This is a genomic window from Sphingobium sp. RC1 (assembly GCF_059738765.1).
Window position 1 is genome coordinate 2,157,358 of record NZ_AP027306.1, and the last position, 16,780, is coordinate 2,174,137.

The window sequence follows — 16,780 nt, forward strand, 5'->3', positions numbered from 1 at the left end:
CGCCCTTACTTGCCTCCGAGCTGTTCGACCACCTCGCCCGCGTCGCTTTGCCAGGCGAAGGCATCGGCACCGGCGGACTTCAGCTTCGCTTCCACCGTCTTGGCGCGCGTGAAGCTGGCGAAGGGACCTATGAGCAGGCGGTTGGTGCGGCCCCAACTGGCGACCCAGCCGTCCTGCGGCGCAACAGTGTCATATTTCCGGCGAAGAGCCTTGAGCGTGAAGCCCAGTGCATTGCGATTGGCACCCGTGCCGATCTGCACCCAGTTGCGCGATGGATTGGCGGCGAGCCGCGCCTTTTCCTCGGCGGCTTTCTTCGCCTTGGCGTCAGCTTCGGCTTTCGCTTTGGCCTTGGCTGCTGCGTCGGCCTTTTCCCTGGCCGTCGTGGCCGCCTTCTTCGCCTTGTCGGCGGCGGCTTGACGTTCCGCGCGGCGAGCGGCCTGAAGCGCTTCGATCTCGGACAGGTCGACAGCGGCTACACTCGTTTGGCGTTCGGAGTCGGGGACGTCGATGGCATGGATGATGTCGGCCAACGTCCGGGTCGCTTGCGGATCGGGCTGCTGGCGCTGGACGGGGGCGGCGGCGGTCTGCTGCGACGCTGGAACGGCTGCTTGCGCTGGGGCGCTGGGCTGGCTGTGAGACGCGGGTAGCGGAGCGGCCGGGCGCGGGGTGGTATCCTGAATTGAAGCGGGCGGCCCCTGTACCTGTGCAGCGCGTGTTTCAGTTGAGGTCTGCGCGAACGTGGAGGGCGCGGGGCTGGCAGGAACTGGACGAGCGGATGGCGCTGGCGTGGCTGCTATCGAAGGCCGGGTTGGCTGTGGCAGTTGCGGGCGCGTCGCCGAGGTGGTGGGCTGCGCGGAGGCCGGGGGCGCTGCCTGAACTGGAGCCGGGGTCACTGTAGGCGCGGAAGGTCTGTTCGTCGCAGCCGCCAGCGACGTCCCCACATTGGTCGGGAAGTGACCGAAATGCACCGCCGCCGCTTTCTGCGCCGGGGTGAGATAGGGCATCTTCTCCATATAGGGCGCCAAGGCAGCGGCAAGTTGCGCGGGCAGAGTCTGGCTGGCGATCTTTCGCGCCTCGGCCTGCTTGTTGTTCATCGCCAGGATGAACGCGCGGTATCGCCACGCGGCACGGTCTCCCTTGTACAGCAGCGGCTGGAGCGCCTTTTCGGCCGCATCGACCTGACCCGAAATGCCCAAAGACGCGGCATAGCGATAGATGAGTTCGGCATCGTCAGGGACACGCTTGAGCGCGGCCTGATAATCGCGCTGAGCCCCGGCCTGGTCGCCGGTCATGTCCCGCGCGAGGCCACGATCCGCCATCAGCGTTGCCTCGCCGTAGCCGAGACGGGTAGCCTGATCGAACAGGCGCAAGGCTTCGGCGGGATTTTGCGCCTTGAGCGCGGCCCGGCCAAGCCCGGTCTTCACTCGCCCATTATTCGGCTGGATCGCATCGGCACGCGAGAAGAAGCCCGCCGCCGCGCGCATATCATCCATCTCGATCGCAGCCTCACCCGCGCCGACCAGCGCATCGACGTCGCGGGGGTTGGATGCAAGGCGAGACAGGTTCCGGCTGAGATTTTCAGCGCCTGACGGCCTGATCGACTGAATCTGAGCGGGCTGTGCCTGGGCGGTTCCCGTCAGGAGCAGGCCGCCAAGGATCCATAAAGCTGAGCGTTTCACACTAGCCCTTTACCGGATCAATGCGTGAATGGGAAATTTACCGAAAGATAAAGCGCGCCCGACCGCCCGATGCAGCCGATGGCGCGCTTCAAAATATAAGACAGCTTGTGGACCGCCGTCTTATTGGTTGCTTTGACGGTTAAGGAACCGTGGAATGTCGGGCGTCGATCCGGCATCATCGCTCAGTCCGGTATTCTTGTCGGACCCTCGCGTGAGACCGGCCATACGTTCGAACAGGGTTCCGCCAGAAGCGGCGCGCGGCGCAGCCTGAGGCGCGGGAGCCGGAGCTGGTGCAGACTGTGCTTCGACTTCCTCTGCGCCGAGCAGAAGTTCATCCTGCGACGGGTCCTCGTCCGAAAACACAGCAGCAGGACGCGCGGAAGCAGCCGCCGGGGCAGGCCGGGGCGCTGCGGCGGCCCGCTCCTCGACCGGCGCGGCGATCGGCGCAGGTTCGGGCGCGGCAGGCACATCGAGTTCGAGCGTTTCGGGCTCGGCTTCGGGGGCTGAAACCGGAGCAGGCTGCGGAGCCGGACGCGACGCTGCGGCAGGAACGGCGACAGCCGGGCGGCTGGCGAAGCTGAACGGCTGGGTCAGCGGCGCGGCGCCGCCAGTCGCTTCGCTATCGATGCCGGTGGCAACAACCGAAACGCGAATCTTGCCGTTGAGACCATCATTGAAGGCCGAACCCCAGATGATGTTCGCGTCCGGATCAACCAGTTCGCGAATATGGTTGGCGGCTTCGTCGACTTCCATCAGGCGCATGTCGTCGCCACCCACGATGGAAACGATCACGCCCTTCGCGCCGCGCATCGACACGCCGTCGAGCAGCGGGTTGGCGATCGCCTTTTCCGCCGCCTGAAGCGCACGGCCGTCGCCTTCGGCTTCGCCGGTGCCCATCATCGCCTTGCCCATCTCGCCCATCACGGAACGGACGTCAGCGAAGTCGAGGTTGATGAGGCCCGGCATGACCATGAGGTCGGTGATGCCGCGAACGCCCTGCTGCAACACCTCGTCAGCCATCTGGAAGGCTTCCTTGAAGGTGGTGTTCGGGTTCGCGATCAGGAACAGGTTCTGGTTCGGAATGACGATGAGGGTATCGACATGCTTTTGCAGTTCCTCGATGCCGCTCTCGGCCGACTTCATGCGGCGATTGCCCTCGAAGGTGAAGGGCTTGGTCACCACGCCGACGGTCAGGATGCCTTTGTCGCGCGCCGCCTTGGCGATAACGGGCGCAGCGCCGGTCCCGGTGCCACCGCCCATGCCGGCGGCGATGAAGCACATATGCGCGCCGTTCAGCGCCTCTTCGACCGAGACGATGGTTTCCTCAGCCGCCGCCTTGCCGATCTCCGGACGCGATCCTGCGCCCAGACCTTCGGTGATCTGCGGGCCAAGCTGAATACGGCGCTCGGCGGGCGAGGCGTTCAGTGCCTGCGCGTCGGTGTTGGCGACGATGAAATCCACGCCCTCAACCGACGCGGCGATCATGTTCGCGATGGCGTTACCGCCCGCGCCGCCTACGCCGATCACCGCGATGCGAGGCTTCAACTCGTCCACATGCGGTGGGCTGATCTCAATGCTCATAAATTCTAGCTCCCTCCAGCTTCGGCGACATGAGCGAAACTGTCATCGAAAGTTAATGCAACAGAAAATAGCGTATTTCACTAGCAAAGTTCGTCTGGCTTTAGATTTATTCAATAGTTTGTCTTCATCGCCCGCACCATCCGCTGCCACCATAGCGGCGCATTGATACGATGAACGGTCTGGGGCGCAGGCGCTATCGTTCTAAGATCAACCGGGTTTGATGCGCCGTAAAGCGCCAGACCCGCAAGCGTTGCGAAGGCAGGGCCGCTATGCGCTTCCGGCAGCGCAGCCAGGCCGCGCGGCCTGCCGATCCGGACGGCACGGCCGAGCGCACCCTGTGCATAGTCGGCAATGCCCTTCATTTCCGCACCGCCACCGGTCAGCACGACCTGGCGTCCGGTCGGCGTATTGAAGCCCATACCCGCGAGCGCCGCGTTGATTTCCGTCATCAGCTGGTTCAACCGTTCGCAGATGACGGCGACCAGCGCGGCCCGCGTGATCTTGCCGCCGTCCGCATTCGGGCCAGCGCTCTGCCCCGGCACGGCGACATCGCCATGAGGCGCCGCGATCTCAATCATCTCCCGAAAATCGCGGCGGTTCTGCATGGCCGAACCGTAGAAACATTTGATCCGCTCGGCCTGGCTGCGGCGAATGCCGAAGGCGGAGGCGATATCATCGGTAATGTCCGAAGCGCCGATCGGGATGCTGTGCAGGCCAACCAGCATTCCGCCCGCATAGAGGGAAACATTGGTGACCCCCGCGCCCAATTCCACCAGCGCGACGCCCAGATCTCTTTCCTCTTCCGAAAGGCAGGCAAGGCCGGTCGCGATCGGCGAAGCGACAATCGAATTTACGTTGAGATAGGCCCCGCGCACGCACAGGTCGAGATTGGCGAGCGGCGCCCCATCGGCCAGCACGACATGGATATCGACGCCCAGCAGGTCTGCATGCATGCCAAGCGGCTTCTTGACCGGCACCTTGCCATTGATCGTGAAGCAAGTGGGCTGGGCATGAAGGACAACCCGCCCATCGGGGTCGATCCCCTGCTGGCCCGTCGCGAGCAGATCGTCGATATCGGGCTGCTCTACGCGATAGCCGCCCATGTCGCGCTCGACCGTCACAACATCGCTGACGAGGCTCCCGCCAGAGAAGCTGACCCACACATCCTCGATGTTGGTGCCCGCGACGCGCTCCGCCTGCTCGACCGTTTCACGCACGGCCAGTTCGGTGCGCTCCATGTCGGCGATGAAGCCTCGCCGGACGCCACGGCTTTCCCGTTGGCCCGTGCCCAATATCGCGAGTTCACCCGTTTCGGTCCGGCCAGCGATGAGCGCGGAAACCTTCCACGATCCGATGTCGATCGCGGTGACGAGTTTATCGACCTTGGGCTGGGCCATGCGCGTCAGCCTTCCTCGCCCTGAGGCGCGGCGGGCGCATTGACTTCGGCTTTATCGCTCACCTGGTTCTGCGGCAGGCGCAGGATGAAGCGATCCGGGTCGCGCATGTCGAACTTCACGATGCCTCGACCCAGCAGGCGGTTGACGCCGTCCATGCGCGCGAAATTAACGAGCGCGGTCGCAGAGGCCCTGTCTCCTTCAGGCAGCGAAAGGGTTTCGCCGGACTGAAAGCGCAAATCCCAGCGGCGGTTCCCAACCCAGGTCGCACCGGCCAGCATGGGCTTCAGCGCGGGCGCATTTTCCATGAGCTTGTTGAGGCCGGCAGTCTGGCGATTGGCATCGGGGCCGACGACCAACGGCAGGTCCGGCATCGCATCCGTAGACACGGATTGAAGCACCACGCCCTGAACGTCGATCAGGTGCAGCTGCCCATCATGCTGCCACACAGCAACCGGGTCACGCTCCACGATATCGACCACCAGCGTGTCCGGCAGGCGCCGCGAAATGCGCGCATCCTTGACCCAGCCGAGCTTCAGCATTTCGTCGCGGACCTTGGGCAGGTCGAGCGACAGCATGGAGCGGTCCACCTGGCCGAGCGCGATATTATAGACCGGCAGCTCGTCCATGCGCTCGACGCCGCGCACTTCTACCTTCTGCACTTCGAAACCGGCGTTGGCTGCAACCTCCGCCGCCTTCTGTCCGGCCATTGCGGGCACGCCCAGCAGCATGGCGATGCCACCGACGGCGGCGACGACGATGCCCACGATGGCCCAACTCGCCATGCGTTGCAGCGTGTCTTCGCTGACTGGAAGTGCATGAAGCATGCGACCAAACCAGGAACGACGCTTGCCCGGCTTGCCCCGGCCCGATCCATTACGGCCGCGAGGTCCACCCGCACCCGTCAGACGCGCCGTGCTTCCCCGCCGGATGCGTGCTTCAGCCATGCCCTGCCCCCTTAGCGCCCTGTTTCTGCATCAGCGCATCCTCGACAATACGCTCGACCAGCTCGGCATAGTCAATGCCCAGTTTCGCAGCCTGCTCTGGCACAAGACTGAGCGGCGTCATGCCGGGCTGGGTGTTTACCTCCAGCAAGTAGAGCCCCTCGACCCCCTGCGTATCGTCCCAGCGGAAATCCGAACGCGAAGCGCCCTTGCAGCCCAGAAGCTGATGCGCGCGCAGGGCGATGGCCTTGCACGCTTCGCCGATGTCGTTCGGAATTTCGGCCGGGCAGACGTGTTCGGTCATGCCGTCGGTATATTTGGCATCGAAATCGTAGAAGCCACTCTTGGGACGCAGTTCAGTCACCAGCAGGGCCTCATCGCCTAGCACTGCGGTCGTCAGTTCCCGGCCGCGAATATAGGGCTCCGCGAGCAGTTGATCGAAATGCTGCCAGGGGCCTTCCACATCACGGCCGATGGGCGACCCGTAATTGCCGTCCTGCGTCACGATGGCGACGCCGACGGAGCTGCCCTCATTGACAGGCTTCACCACATAGGGGCGCGGCAGGGGATCGGCTTCGAACAGGCTGGCGCTGTCGACGATGTGGCCGCCGGGCATCGGGATGCCGTGGGGCACCAGCGCCTGCTTGGTCAGTTGCTTGTCGATCGCGATGACGGAGGTGGCAAGGCCCGAATGGGTGTAGGTGAGGCCCATCAGGTCCATCATGCCCTGTACCGTGCCATCCTCCCCCGGAACGCCGTGGAGCGCGTTGAAAACGACATCTGCTTTGGCTTCCGCGAGACGGGCGGCGACATTGTGGTCCATGTCGATCCGCGTGACCTTATGCCCGCGCGATTCCAGCGCTTTGGCGACGCCCTCGCCGCTCATCAGCGAAACCGGACGCTCGGCGGACCAGCCTCCCATCAGAACGGCGACGTGCCAGGGGCCACGGGTCATTTGTAGAACTCCAGAACAAATATATTCGTCATCCCAGTGGAAGCTGGGATCTCATGATGCGTGCCGGTGCAGGGAGATCCCAGCTTCCGCTGGGATGACGACAGGGTGAAGAGGATCACTTCTTCACCCCCACGCGCTGGATTTCCCATTCAAGCTCGACGCCGCTCTTTGCCTTCACCCGGCGGCGCACTTCCTCTCCCAGCGCCTCGATGTCCGCGCTGGTGGCATCGCCAAGGTTGAGGAGGAAGTTGGTATGCTTTTCCGAAACCTGAGCGCCACCCAATTGCAGTCCCCGGCAGCCCGCCTCATCGACCAATGCCCAGGCCTTGTGACCATCCGGATTCTTGAAGGTCGATCCGCCGGTCTTGCTGCGGAGCGGCTGGCTTTCCTCGCGCGCTGCCGCGATGCGATCCATTTCGGCCTGAATAGCGGGAGGATCACCGGGAACACCCCGGAACACGGCGCTTACCACCACCGCGCCTTCGGGCAGGCTACTGTGGCGATAAGTATAGCCCAACGCGTCGAGCGGGAGCGTCACGCGATCGCCGGAGCGCAGCACTACGTCGCACTCGACCAGAATGTTGCAGGTTTCACGGCCGTAGGCACCGCCATTCATTCGCACGAAACCGCCCACCGTGCCAGGGATCGAGCGCAGAAACTCAAGCCCCGCAATGCCCGCATCCCGCGCGGTCGAAGATACGAGGATGCCCGATGCCCCTCCCCCACAGCGGATCGCGGTGGCATCGATCTGCTCCACCTTCGCGAAGGGCTTGCCCAGACGCACGACAACGCCCCGAACGCCGCCATCGCGCACGATCAGGTTGGAGCCAAGACCAAGCGCCATGACCGGAATCGCCGGATCGAGATGCGCCAGAAAGTCCGCCAAATCCTCGGCATCCTTGGGCTCAAAGAGCCACTGCGCCACGCCGCCCGCCTTGAACCAGACGAGCGGAGCCAGCGGCGCGTCAGCCTTCAGCGACCCGCGAACCGAAGGAAGGGGCGCCACTGTCGTGGTCAACCCAATGCTCCCAGCACGAAGGTTTGGGGCACGCTCATCAGGCGGCTTCTTTCGCCGCTACGGCCGGTGCCAAACCTGCGGCCCACTTGGTGATGTCACCCGCGCCAAGGCAGATGATCATGTCATCAGCCTGAAGATCGTCAGCGATCACGCGGGCCAGATCGTCGGCGCCCTCGACCGTAGCAGCGTGTCGATGCCCCCGACGCTTCAGACCCGCGACCAGCTCGGCGCTGTCCACGCCTTCGATCGGCTGCTCGCCCGCCGGATAGACCGGGGCCGCATAGACGAGGTCGGCGTCGTTGAAGGCCTGCTGAAATTCATCCATCAGGTCGCGAAGGCGGGTATAGCGGTGGGGCTGTACCACAGCGATAACGCGGCCCTTGGCACCCTCGCGCGCGGCGGCCAGCACGGCCTTTATCTCCACGGGGTGGTGGCCATAATCGTCGATGACGGTCGCCACGCCCTGCCCCGCCGGGATCTCGCCAACCTTGGTGAAACGGCGCTTCACCCCGCCGAACTTCGCAAAGCCGGTCTGGATCGTCGCATCATCGATGCCCATTTGCAGCGCCACGCCGATCGCCGCCATGGCGTTCAGCACATTGTGACGGCCGGGCATCGGCATTTCGACCCCTTCGATGCGGCGAAGCGAACCGTCGCGCTCGCGGATTTGCACATCGAAGCGGTTGCCGCCGGGGATCGGCTGCACATTTTCGCCGCGAATATCGGCCTGCGCCGAGAAACCATAGGTGACGATGCGCCGATCCTGCACGCGCGGCAGGATCGCCTGCACCTCCGGATGGTCGAGGCAGAGCATCGCCGCGCCGTAGAAGGGTACATTCTCCACGAACTCGACAAAGGCGTCCTTCACCTTGTCGAAGCTGCCATAATGGTCGAGATGCTCGGGATCGATGTTGGTGACGACCGCCAGCGTGCCGTCGAGGCGGAGGAAGCTGCCGTCACTTTCGTCGGCCTCGACCACCATCCAGTCGCTCTTGCCGAGGCGGGCGTTGGAGCCATAGCTGTTGATGATGCCGCCGTTGATGACGGTCGGATCAACCCCGCCAGCGTCGAGCAGCGCCGCGACCATCGAGGTGGTGGTGGTCTTGCCATGGGTCCCCGCGACAGCGACCGTGGATTTGAGCCGCATCAGTTCGGCCAGCATTTCTGCGCGGCGAATGACAGGCACACGTTTTTCCAGCGCCAGATCGACTTCGGGGTTGCCCTTCTTGATCGCGGTGGAGGTCACGACAACGGCGGCGTCGCCCAGATTTTCGGCCTTGTGGCCGATCATCACGTCAATGCCCTTCTTACGCAAACCTTCGACGACATAGCCTTCCGCCACGTCCGACCCCTGAACCTTATAACCCAAATTATGCATCACCTCGGCGATACCGGACATGCCGATGCCGCCGATGCCGATGAAATGGATCGTGCCGATGTCGGTGCCGACACCCTTCATGCGATAATCTCCAGAATGCGAAAAGCACCGTCATTCCAGCGAAAGCTGGAATCTCTCGGCCCCTTGAGAGCGACGGCGCGAGAAGGAATGAGATCCCAGCCTTCGCTGGGATGACGTGGGGGGTTCATGATCATGCAGGGACACCCTGCAAATTCAAGCTCGTCGGCACCGGGCCGACCTTCAAAGGATCGTTCATGATCGGCGCAGGCCCAATGCTTTCCAACAGGTCGGCCATGTCACGCGCCGCATTGGGGCGGCCACAGGCACGGGCGCGCTTGGCGGCGTTCTGAAGGGCGCCGGGCTCCATCGCCATCTTCTGCATCTGCTTGGCGAGTTCAACGGCGGTGAAGCGCGACTGCGGGATGGTCCGCGCGCCACCCGCCTCGGTCATCTCCCGCGCATTGACCGTCTGATGATCATCCATCGCACTCGGCAGCGGGACAAGGATCGCCGGACGCCCTGCACAGGTAAGTTCCGCCAGCGTCGAAGCGCCCGCGCGCGCAATCACCAGATGCGACCAGCTCAGCTTTTCCGGCACATCATTGAAATAGGTCGCCAGGTCAGCGGGAATTTCCAGGTCCGCGTAGAAGCGGCGCACACGTTCGATATCCTCGGCCCGGCATTGCTGCGTTACCTGCAAACGGCGGCGCAGGCTGAGCGGCAACATACCAAGGCCGTCTGGCACGACCGACGAAAGGATGCTGGCACCCTGACTGCCGCCGATCACGAGCACACGGAATACGCTCTCGTCCGTCAGCGCCGGGAATTCCTCGTCGCGTAGTGCCTTCACTTCCTCGCGAACCGGATTGCCGACGAGATGCACCTTGCCCGCATATTTGTCGCGCAGGCGCTCGACCTTCGGGTAAGCCGTAGCGATCGCATCGACGCGGCGGGCGAGGAAGCGGTTGACCCGGCCCAGCACGGCATTCTGTTCGTGGATGGCGGTCGGGATGCCGTCCGCCAGTGCACCCAACAGCGCAGGCATGGCGGGATAGCCGCCAAAGCCGACGACAGCGGTGGGGCGGAAGGTCTCATTGAGGCGGCGGGCCATGGCGCGGCCTGCAAGGATGGCCTTGAGCGCGCCCAGCCAGCTTTTCGGGTTCTTCGTCATGCGCCCGGCGGGCAGGACATGAACCTGCGCCCGATCGAAGATGCCCGGGATCTTGGCGCCGCGCTCGTCCGTGACCAAGGCCACATGGTGGCCGCGCGCCATCAACTCTTCCGCGACTGCATGCGCCGGAATCATGTGACCGCCCGTCCCACCCGCGGCGAGGACGAAGTGACGGGAAATGCTCATCGACCACTCCATTTGACGACGGTATGCCGCCCCATGAAGGGATTGCGCCGTGTGAACGCAAGCAGCAGGCCGACCCCGATACAAAGCGCCAGCATAGAGGAGCCGCCATAGCTGATAAAGGGCAGCGTCATGCCCTTCGAAGGAAATATCTGGGCATTCACGCCCATGTTGATGATCGCCTGCAACCCGAACTGCGTGGTGAGACCCGCCGCGGCGAGAATCGTGAAATTATCATCCTCGTCCAGCATGCGCAGCAGCACGCGGACGACGATCGCCAGGTAAACGCAGGCGATGCCGATGCAGGCGAGCAGTCCGAACTCTTCACCGATTACGGAAAAGATATAGTCGGTATGCGCTTCGGGCAGGCGGAATTTCTCCTGGCCGCCCCCTGGCCCCACGCCCGTGAATCCACCATGGGTGATCGTACGGAACGCCAGTTCCGTCTGGTCCGGACCCGTGTCCTGCGCGACGCCGATGCCAAGGAAGTCATTGATGCGCTGACGGCCATTTTCGTAGAACATGTACATGGCGATCAGGCCAGCCAGCGCCACGCCACCCATCATGCCGATGAACCGCATCGACACACCGGACAGCAGCAACAGGCATCCCCAGCAGGCAAGGAAGATGACCGTCTGGCCGAAGTCCGGCTGCTTCATCAGGATCGCCGCGATCAACAACGTCAGCACGCCGGTCAGCGGAATAACCGGCAGGGACATGTCCTTGCCCCGCAACGAAAGCAGCCAGGCCATGGAGACGACATAGACAGGCTTCAGAAACTCCGACGGCTGGAAGCGAAATCCGGGCAGATCGATCCAGCGCCGCGCCCCATTCACGCTCGACCCCAGGATCGGCACGCACAGCAGCATCACGATGAAAAAGGCCGTCATGAACATGGCCAACCGCCGGGCCTGCTGACGGGGCAACATCGATATGACGAGCATGATCGGCAGGCCGATGAAGACCCACATAAGCTGGCGATAGAAATAGATGAGCGGCGTGACGGATACGCTGCTGGTCGAACGGTCGATCGCCGCCACGGGCGAAGCAGCCGCGACGGCAACCAGACCGATCGCCATCAGAGCGACGATCAGCGAGAGGAGAACGCGATCAATCTCCCAGAACCAGATGGCCAGGGCCGTACGCTCGCGCGGAACGGTGCGGTTCTTGAACCCCTTCACCAGTTCGCCTGCCCTGAACATTGTAATCGCCCCTTCTGCGCCCCTGCGCCGCCTTTAGCCGTCCAGGCCCCCTTCTTCCAGCGCCGTGACGGCCGCGACGAAGGCATCGCCTCTCGCCTCGAAATCCCGGAATTGGTCGAAACTGGCACAGGCTGGCGAAAGCAGCACGACGTCGCCCGGCTGTGCTACACGCGCCGCGCGGCGAACGGCGGCCGATAGCATCTCGCTGTCATCCACCGCCATATTATCTTTGAGCAGGTCGGCGAACATATGACCCGCTTCGCCGATGGTATAGGCGGCAGCGACATTGCCGAACCATGGCGCGCATTCGTCCAGATTATCGGTCTTTGCCAGCCCCCCCACGATCCAGTGCAGGCGCGGCCGACCATCAACGGGCGGATAGGCCGCCAGTGCAGGCGCCGTCGAAGCTGGATTGGTCGCCTTGCTATCGTTGACGTAAAGAACGCCGTTCAGCTCCTTTACGCGCTGCATCCGGTGCGGCAGGCTGGCATAGCTGGCGAGGGCAGCCTCGATCGTCGCTTCATCGATGCCCAGCGCGCGCGCGACGGCGAGGGCTATCGCTGCGTTCTGCGCGTTGTGCGGCCCCTGAAGCGACGGCCAGTTCGCCTGCGCGGCGGGATCGATGTCCCCGGCCTTCACCTCTACCCGCCGAGCGCCCGGCTGCGCAGCAATGGATCGGCTGGGCTCGTCCTCCGTCGCGATCACCGCGACATGATCAGCCGACTGCATGGCGAACAGCCGGGCCTTCGACGCGACATAGCCTTCAAAGCCATTATAGCGATCGAGATGATCCGGCGTAATATTGAGCAGCACCGCGACATCGCAGTCGAGGCTCTGCGTCAGGTCGATCTGATAGCTGGACAGTTCCAGCACGTAGATGCCGCCCTCCGGCAACGGCTCCTGCCCCAAAATGGGCAGACCGATATTGCCGCCCATCCGGGTCGGGATGCCTGCTGCTTCTATGATATGATGAACGAGCGCGGTCGTGGTCGACTTGCCGTTGGTGCCGGTGATGCCCACCACCCGATGTGCGGGAAGTGTAGGACGGGCGAGCGCGAACAGCTCGATGTCGCCGATGACGGGCACGCCCGCGAGCTTGGCATGCATCGCGATCGGATGCTTGTTAAGCGGCACACCGGGAGAAACGACGACGCCGTCAAAGCCCGCGAGGTCGATCTCCAGCGGGTCCGCCAACTCGGCCTTGTCAGCGACAGCGGCGCGCGCTTCGTCCCGATTGTCCCAGGCGACGACGCGCGCACCGCTGGCCACAAGCGCCTCTACAGTCGCCAGTCCGGACCGCGCCAGGCCAAGAACCGCATATGTTTTGCCAGCGAAGGCGGAGGAGGTAAGGGTCATCCCGCTCACCGCAGCTTCAGCGTGGCGAGACCGGCAAGGGCCAGCACGAAGGAGATGATCCAGAACCGGATCACGACCGTGGGTTCGGCCCAGCCCAGTTGCTCGAAATGATGGTGGATCGGCGCCATCTTGAACACCCGTTTGCCGGTGCGCTTGTAGAAGAAGACCTGGATGATCACGCTCATCGCCTCGACCACAAACAGCCCGCCGATGACGCCCAGCACGATTTCATGATGCGCGGTCACCGCGATGACGCCAATCGTGCCGCCAAGCGCGAGGCTGCCGGTATCGCCCATGAAGACGGCGGCGGGAGGAGCGTTGAACCAAAGGAAGGCCAGGCCCGCGCCGATGATCGCACCGCACAATATGGTGAGATTGCCCGCGCCCGGCACATGCGGGATGCCAAGATAGGCCGCAAAGTCCGCGCGACCGACCAGATAGACGATCGCCATGAAAGCCATGCAGGCGATGATCACCGGCATGGTCGCCAGCCCATCGAGTCCATCGGTGAGGTTCACAGCGTTGCCGAACGCGACGATCACGAAGGCGGCGAAGAGGAAGTAGAAGGGGCCAAGCTCGATCGCCGGGCCATTGTAGAAGGGCAGGTAGAGCGCCGTATTCCCATGCTGGTTGACGATCAACCAGGCCGCTATGCCTGCAATCAGGAACTCGAACGCCAGGCGCATCTTGCCCGACAGCCCCTTGTGACTGGCCTTCGTCACCTTGTCATAATCGTCCAGAAAACCGATCGCGCCGAAACCCAGCGTTACGAAAAGGCATGCCCACACATAAATGGACGACAGATCCATCCAGAGCAGCACCGATGTGATCATGGAGGTGAGGATCATCAGCCCGCCCATGGTCGGCGTGCCGCGCTTTGCCAGATGGGTTTGCGGACCATCATCACGGATTGGCTGCCCCTTGCCCTGCCGCACCCGCAGCCAGCCGATGAAGCGCGGACCCAGCACAAGGCCGATGACGAAGGCCGTCGCGATCGTCGCGCCCGCGCGGAAGCTCAGATAGCGGATGAGGTTGAAAACCCCCGCGAAATCCATGGTCTGGGCGAGCCAGTAAAGCATCAGTTCTTATGTTCCCCAAGCGCGGCGACCAGGCGCGACAGGCCGATGCCGTTCGATCCCTTGACCAATATGGCGTCGCCAGCGCGCATTTCCGTCCGGATGAGATTGGTGGCGGCCGCCGTATCCGGCACATGATCAAAGGCCAACTGCTGACCCTGCAGCGCCTCGGCCAGCGGTTTCATTTCATCGCCCACCAGAATGGCGTAGTCGACCTGACCGGCGGCAAGCGGCTCGGCAAGTCCGGCATGGAGTTCGCGGCTGCGATCGCCCAATTCCCGCATGCCGCCCAGCACGGCGATGCGGCGGCTCGCATTTTCCCTGCCCAACTGCTTGAGCGTGGCCGCCATGCTCAGCGGATTGGCATTGTAGCTTTCATCGATCAGCAGCGCTTGGCCGCCCGTGACCGCGACAGACCGCCGCTCGCCACGGCCCGGCAGACCCGGCATTTCGGCAAGCGCCAGACCCGCAGCCGCCAGATCGCCGCCCAACGCTTCGACCGCCGCGAGCACCGCCAGTGCGTTCGACACCCAATGTTCGCCCGGCGCTCCAACAGTGAAGCAAAGTTCGGCGCTGGGCAGCGTAGCCGTGACCAATGTCCCGCCATTCGCCGCCGGAACCATGTCACGCGCGCGCACATCGGCCTCTTCGTCAAAACCGAAGGTCAGGATGCGGGAGGCATGCTGCTCTGCCTTTGCGTAGAGCGTCGCCACATGCGGACTGTCATAGGGGATGACCGCCGTGCCGTCGGGCTCAAGCCCTTCGAATATCTCCGCCTTTGCCTGCGCGATCTTCTCTTCGGTGCCGAAAAATTCGATGTGCGCCGGGGCGATGGCGGTCACGATGGCGACATGCGGCCGCACCTGCCGCGTCAGCTGCGCCAGTTCACCGGCATGATTCATACCCATTTCGAACACGCCAAAGGCCGACGCGCGGGGCATGCGCGACAGGCTGAGCGGCACGCCGACATGATTATTGTAGCTCTTGACCGACCGATGCACCTGACCCGGGCAGATACGGTCCAGCGCCTGAAACAAGGCTTCCTTGGTGCCCGTCTTGCCGACTGACCCCGTGACCCCGACCACCTTGCCCTGCATGCGCGCACGCGAAGCGCGGCCCAGCGCTTCCAGCGCAGCGGCACTGTCGGGGACCAAGATATGGGGTTGAGGAACAAGTTCGCTGACGATCGCGCCAGCGGCGCCCTGACCGAAAGCCTTGTCGATGAAATGATGGCCGTCCGTCGTCTCGCCCTTCATCGCGACAAACAGGTCACCGTTCGTTACTTCACGGCTGTCGAAGGCGACGCCCGAAACGGCGAAGGGTGCCGAAGCGGCACCCCCTGTAGCCTGCGCTATTTCCTCGGAAGTCCAAAGCTCGCTCACCCAGCGCACTCCCGAGCAACAGTCACATCGTCGAACGGCAACACCCGATCGCCGATGATCTGCCCCTGTTCATGCCCCTTGCCCGCGAGCAGCACGATATCATCCCCACCGGCCCACGCAATGGCGGCGGCGATGGCGGCACGGCGGCCGCCGATTTCCTCCGCGCCCGACGCCCCCGCCATGACGGCGGCGCGAATGGCGGACGGGTCCTCTGAACGGGGATTGTCGTCCGTGACGATGACATGATCAGCCAACTCTGCGGCAACTTTGCCCATTTGCGGGCGCTTGCCAGCGTCCCGGTCGCCGCCAGCGCCGAACAGCGCGATCAGCTTGCCACGCGTATGAGGGCGCAGAGCTTCGATCGCGGCGCGAAGGCCGTCCGGCGTATGCGCATAATCGACATAGACGGGGGCGCCCGCCTTTGTGATCACCGCGCGTTCCAGACGGCCACGCACCGGCTGAACCCGGCCAAGCAGTTCCAAAACCTTCGCCACATCCTCGCCGCCTGCAATGACGAGCCCGGCGGCGGTCAAGGCATTCGCCGCTTGATAGGCGCCAATCAGCGGCAGATTGACCTTGTAGAGATTGCCCCCGGCCTCGACTTCCAGCGTCTGGCCCAACTGGGTCGGGGTGCGGTTGGCAAGGCGCAAAGCCTGCCCCTTCACCCCGACGCTCAGCACACGAAGCCCCCGCTTCGTAGCTCGCTGGATGACCTTGTCGGACCATGCGTCATCGGCCCAGACGATCGCCGTTCCGTCGGATGCGACGACTTCGTCAAACAGTCGCATCTTGGCGTCGAAATAGCTGTCCATGTCGCCATGATAATCGAGATGATCGCGCGACAGGTTGGTGAAGGCGGCCGCCGACACCGGCAGTCCTTCCGTCCGATATTGGGCCAGGCCATGGCTCGACGCTTCGAAGGCTGCATGGGTAATGCCCTCGCGCTTCAGGCCCGACATGTTGGACAGGAAGGTAACGATGTCCGGCGTCGTCAGGCCCGTCGATACCTGATCAACCGAGGTGGTGACGCCGAGCGTCCCGATCGAAGCGGAATGATGGCCCAGCATCCGCCATAGCTGGCGGGCCAGTTCCACGGTGGAAGTCTTGCCGTTGGTGCCGGTGACGGCAACGGTTACTTCTGGAAAAGGCGCGAAATAACGGGCAGCGAGCAGCGCGAAAAGACGGCGGGGATTGTCATGAGCGATATGGACCGCCCCCTCCACCTTCGCCTCCGGCCGCGCAACGACGGCAACTGCACCCGCGCGCACGGCGTCGGCAATAAAATCCTCGCCATTCACTCGCAGTCCCTGGAAGGCGCCAAAGACCGTGCCCGGCGCAACCTTCCGATTATCGATCGCGAAGCCCGACACCGAGGCGTCCAGCGGCGCCCCGGTGTCGAGCTTCACATCCAGCCCCTCGATAAGCGACCCGAGGCGCATC

13 protein-coding genes are annotated in these 16,780 nt (G+C 63.8%); all 13 read right to left on the reverse strand.

What is annotated here, in order from left to right:
• Positions 1-5: 5 nt before the first annotated feature.
• Positions 6-1,679, reverse strand: a complete 1,674-nt coding sequence (locus AC6JBC_RS10645) for a tetratricopeptide repeat protein (protein ID WP_498024191.1) — start codon at positions 1,677-1,679, stop codon at positions 6-8.
• A gap of 120 nt (positions 1,680-1,799) precedes the next feature.
• Positions 1,800-3,260: a cell division protein FtsZ gene (ftsZ, locus tag AC6JBC_RS10650; RefSeq protein ID WP_498024192.1), complete on the reverse strand. Its 1,461-nt coding sequence runs from the start codon at positions 3,258-3,260 to the stop codon at positions 1,800-1,802.
• A gap of 110 nt (positions 3,261-3,370) precedes the next feature.
• Complete coding sequence (ftsA, locus tag AC6JBC_RS10655; RefSeq protein WP_498024194.1) at positions 3,371-4,657, reverse strand: cell division protein FtsA; 1,287 nt, start codon at positions 4,655-4,657, stop codon at positions 3,371-3,373.
• 5 nt (positions 4,658-4,662) lie between these two features.
• Positions 4,663-5,601, reverse strand: coding sequence for a cell division protein FtsQ/DivIB (locus AC6JBC_RS10660; RefSeq protein WP_464791727.1), 939 nt, complete (start codon positions 5,599-5,601; stop codon positions 4,663-4,665).
• Positions 5,594-6,553, reverse strand: coding sequence for a D-alanine--D-alanine ligase (locus AC6JBC_RS10665; protein ID WP_498024196.1), 960 nt, complete (start codon positions 6,551-6,553; stop codon positions 5,594-5,596). Before AC6JBC_RS10665 ends, AC6JBC_RS10660 begins: the two co-directional genes overlap by 8 nt.
• Positions 6,554-6,668: 115 nt before the next feature.
• Positions 6,669-7,559 (reverse strand): UDP-N-acetylmuramate dehydrogenase, encoded by an 891-nt coding sequence (gene murB, locus AC6JBC_RS10670; RefSeq protein WP_498026053.1) that lies wholly within the window; start codon positions 7,557-7,559, stop codon positions 6,669-6,671.
• A gap of 49 nt (positions 7,560-7,608) precedes the next feature.
• Complete coding sequence (murC, locus tag AC6JBC_RS10675) at positions 7,609-9,030, reverse strand: UDP-N-acetylmuramate--L-alanine ligase (protein WP_498024198.1); 1,422 nt, start codon at positions 9,028-9,030, stop codon at positions 7,609-7,611.
• Positions 9,031-9,160: 130 nt separating this feature from the next.
• A complete protein-coding gene (gene murG / locus AC6JBC_RS10680; protein WP_196225452.1) occupies positions 9,161-10,327 on the reverse strand; it encodes an undecaprenyldiphospho-muramoylpentapeptide beta-N-acetylglucosaminyltransferase in 1,167 nt (388 codons plus the stop codon).
• Positions 10,324-11,526: a putative lipid II flippase FtsW gene (gene ftsW, locus AC6JBC_RS10685; protein WP_464788249.1), complete on the reverse strand. Its 1,203-nt coding sequence runs from the start codon at positions 11,524-11,526 to the stop codon at positions 10,324-10,326. The genes murG and ftsW overlap by 4 nt, the downstream gene beginning before the upstream one ends.
• A gap of 33 nt (positions 11,527-11,559) precedes the next feature.
• The gene (gene murD, locus AC6JBC_RS10690) at positions 11,560-12,882 is read right to left on the reverse strand and encodes a UDP-N-acetylmuramoyl-L-alanine--D-glutamate ligase (RefSeq protein WP_498024200.1); all 1,323 of its coding nucleotides are present in this window, start codon (positions 12,880-12,882) and stop codon (positions 11,560-11,562) included.
• Between the two features lie 5 nt (positions 12,883-12,887).
• Entirely contained in the window at positions 12,888-13,961 is a 1,074-nt protein-coding gene (gene mraY / locus AC6JBC_RS10695; protein ID WP_196225449.1) for a phospho-N-acetylmuramoyl-pentapeptide-transferase, read from the reverse strand.
• Positions 13,961-15,340 (reverse strand): UDP-N-acetylmuramoyl-tripeptide--D-alanyl-D-alanine ligase, encoded by a 1,380-nt coding sequence (locus AC6JBC_RS10700; RefSeq protein WP_498024201.1) that lies wholly within the window; start codon positions 15,338-15,340, stop codon positions 13,961-13,963. The genes mraY and AC6JBC_RS10700 overlap by 1 nt, the downstream gene beginning before the upstream one ends.
• The gene (locus tag AC6JBC_RS10705) at positions 15,337-16,779 is read right to left on the reverse strand and encodes a UDP-N-acetylmuramoyl-L-alanyl-D-glutamate--2,6-diaminopimelate ligase (protein WP_498024203.1); all 1,443 of its coding nucleotides are present in this window, start codon (positions 16,777-16,779) and stop codon (positions 15,337-15,339) included. Before AC6JBC_RS10705 ends, AC6JBC_RS10700 begins: the two co-directional genes overlap by 4 nt.
• Between the last annotated feature and the right edge of the window lies 1 nt (position 16,780).

Coding starts and splice junctions, on each gene's coding strand:
- mraY (WP_196225449.1), bottom strand. CDS start 13,961: ATGCTTTACTGGCTCGCCCAGACCATGGATTTCGCGGGGGTTTTCAAC.
- ftsW (WP_464788249.1), bottom strand. CDS start 11,526: ATGTTCAGGGCAGGCGAACTGGTGAAGGGGTTCAAGAACCGCACCGTT.
- ftsZ (WP_498024192.1), bottom strand. CDS start 3,260: ATGAGCATTGAGATCAGCCCACCGCATGTGGACGAGTTGAAGCCTCGC.
- ftsA (WP_498024194.1), bottom strand. CDS start 4,657: ATGGCCCAGCCCAAGGTCGATAAACTCGTCACCGCGATCGACATCGGA.
- AC6JBC_RS10660 (WP_464791727.1), bottom strand. CDS start 5,601: ATGGCTGAAGCACGCATCCGGCGGGGAAGCACGGCGCGTCTGACGGGT.
- murG (WP_196225452.1), bottom strand. CDS start 10,327: ATGAGCATTTCCCGTCACTTCGTCCTCGCCGCGGGTGGGACGGGCGGT.
- AC6JBC_RS10665 (WP_498024196.1), bottom strand. CDS start 6,553: ATGACCCGTGGCCCCTGGCACGTCGCCGTTCTGATGGGAGGCTGGTCC.
- AC6JBC_RS10705 (WP_498024203.1), bottom strand. CDS start 16,779: ATGCGCCTCGGGTCGCTTATCGAGGGGCTGGATGTGAAGCTCGACACC.
- murD (WP_498024200.1), bottom strand. CDS start 12,882: ATGACCCTTACCTCCTCCGCCTTCGCTGGCAAAACATATGCGGTTCTT.
- murC (WP_498024198.1), bottom strand. CDS start 9,030: ATGAAGGGTGTCGGCACCGACATCGGCACGATCCATTTCATCGGCATC.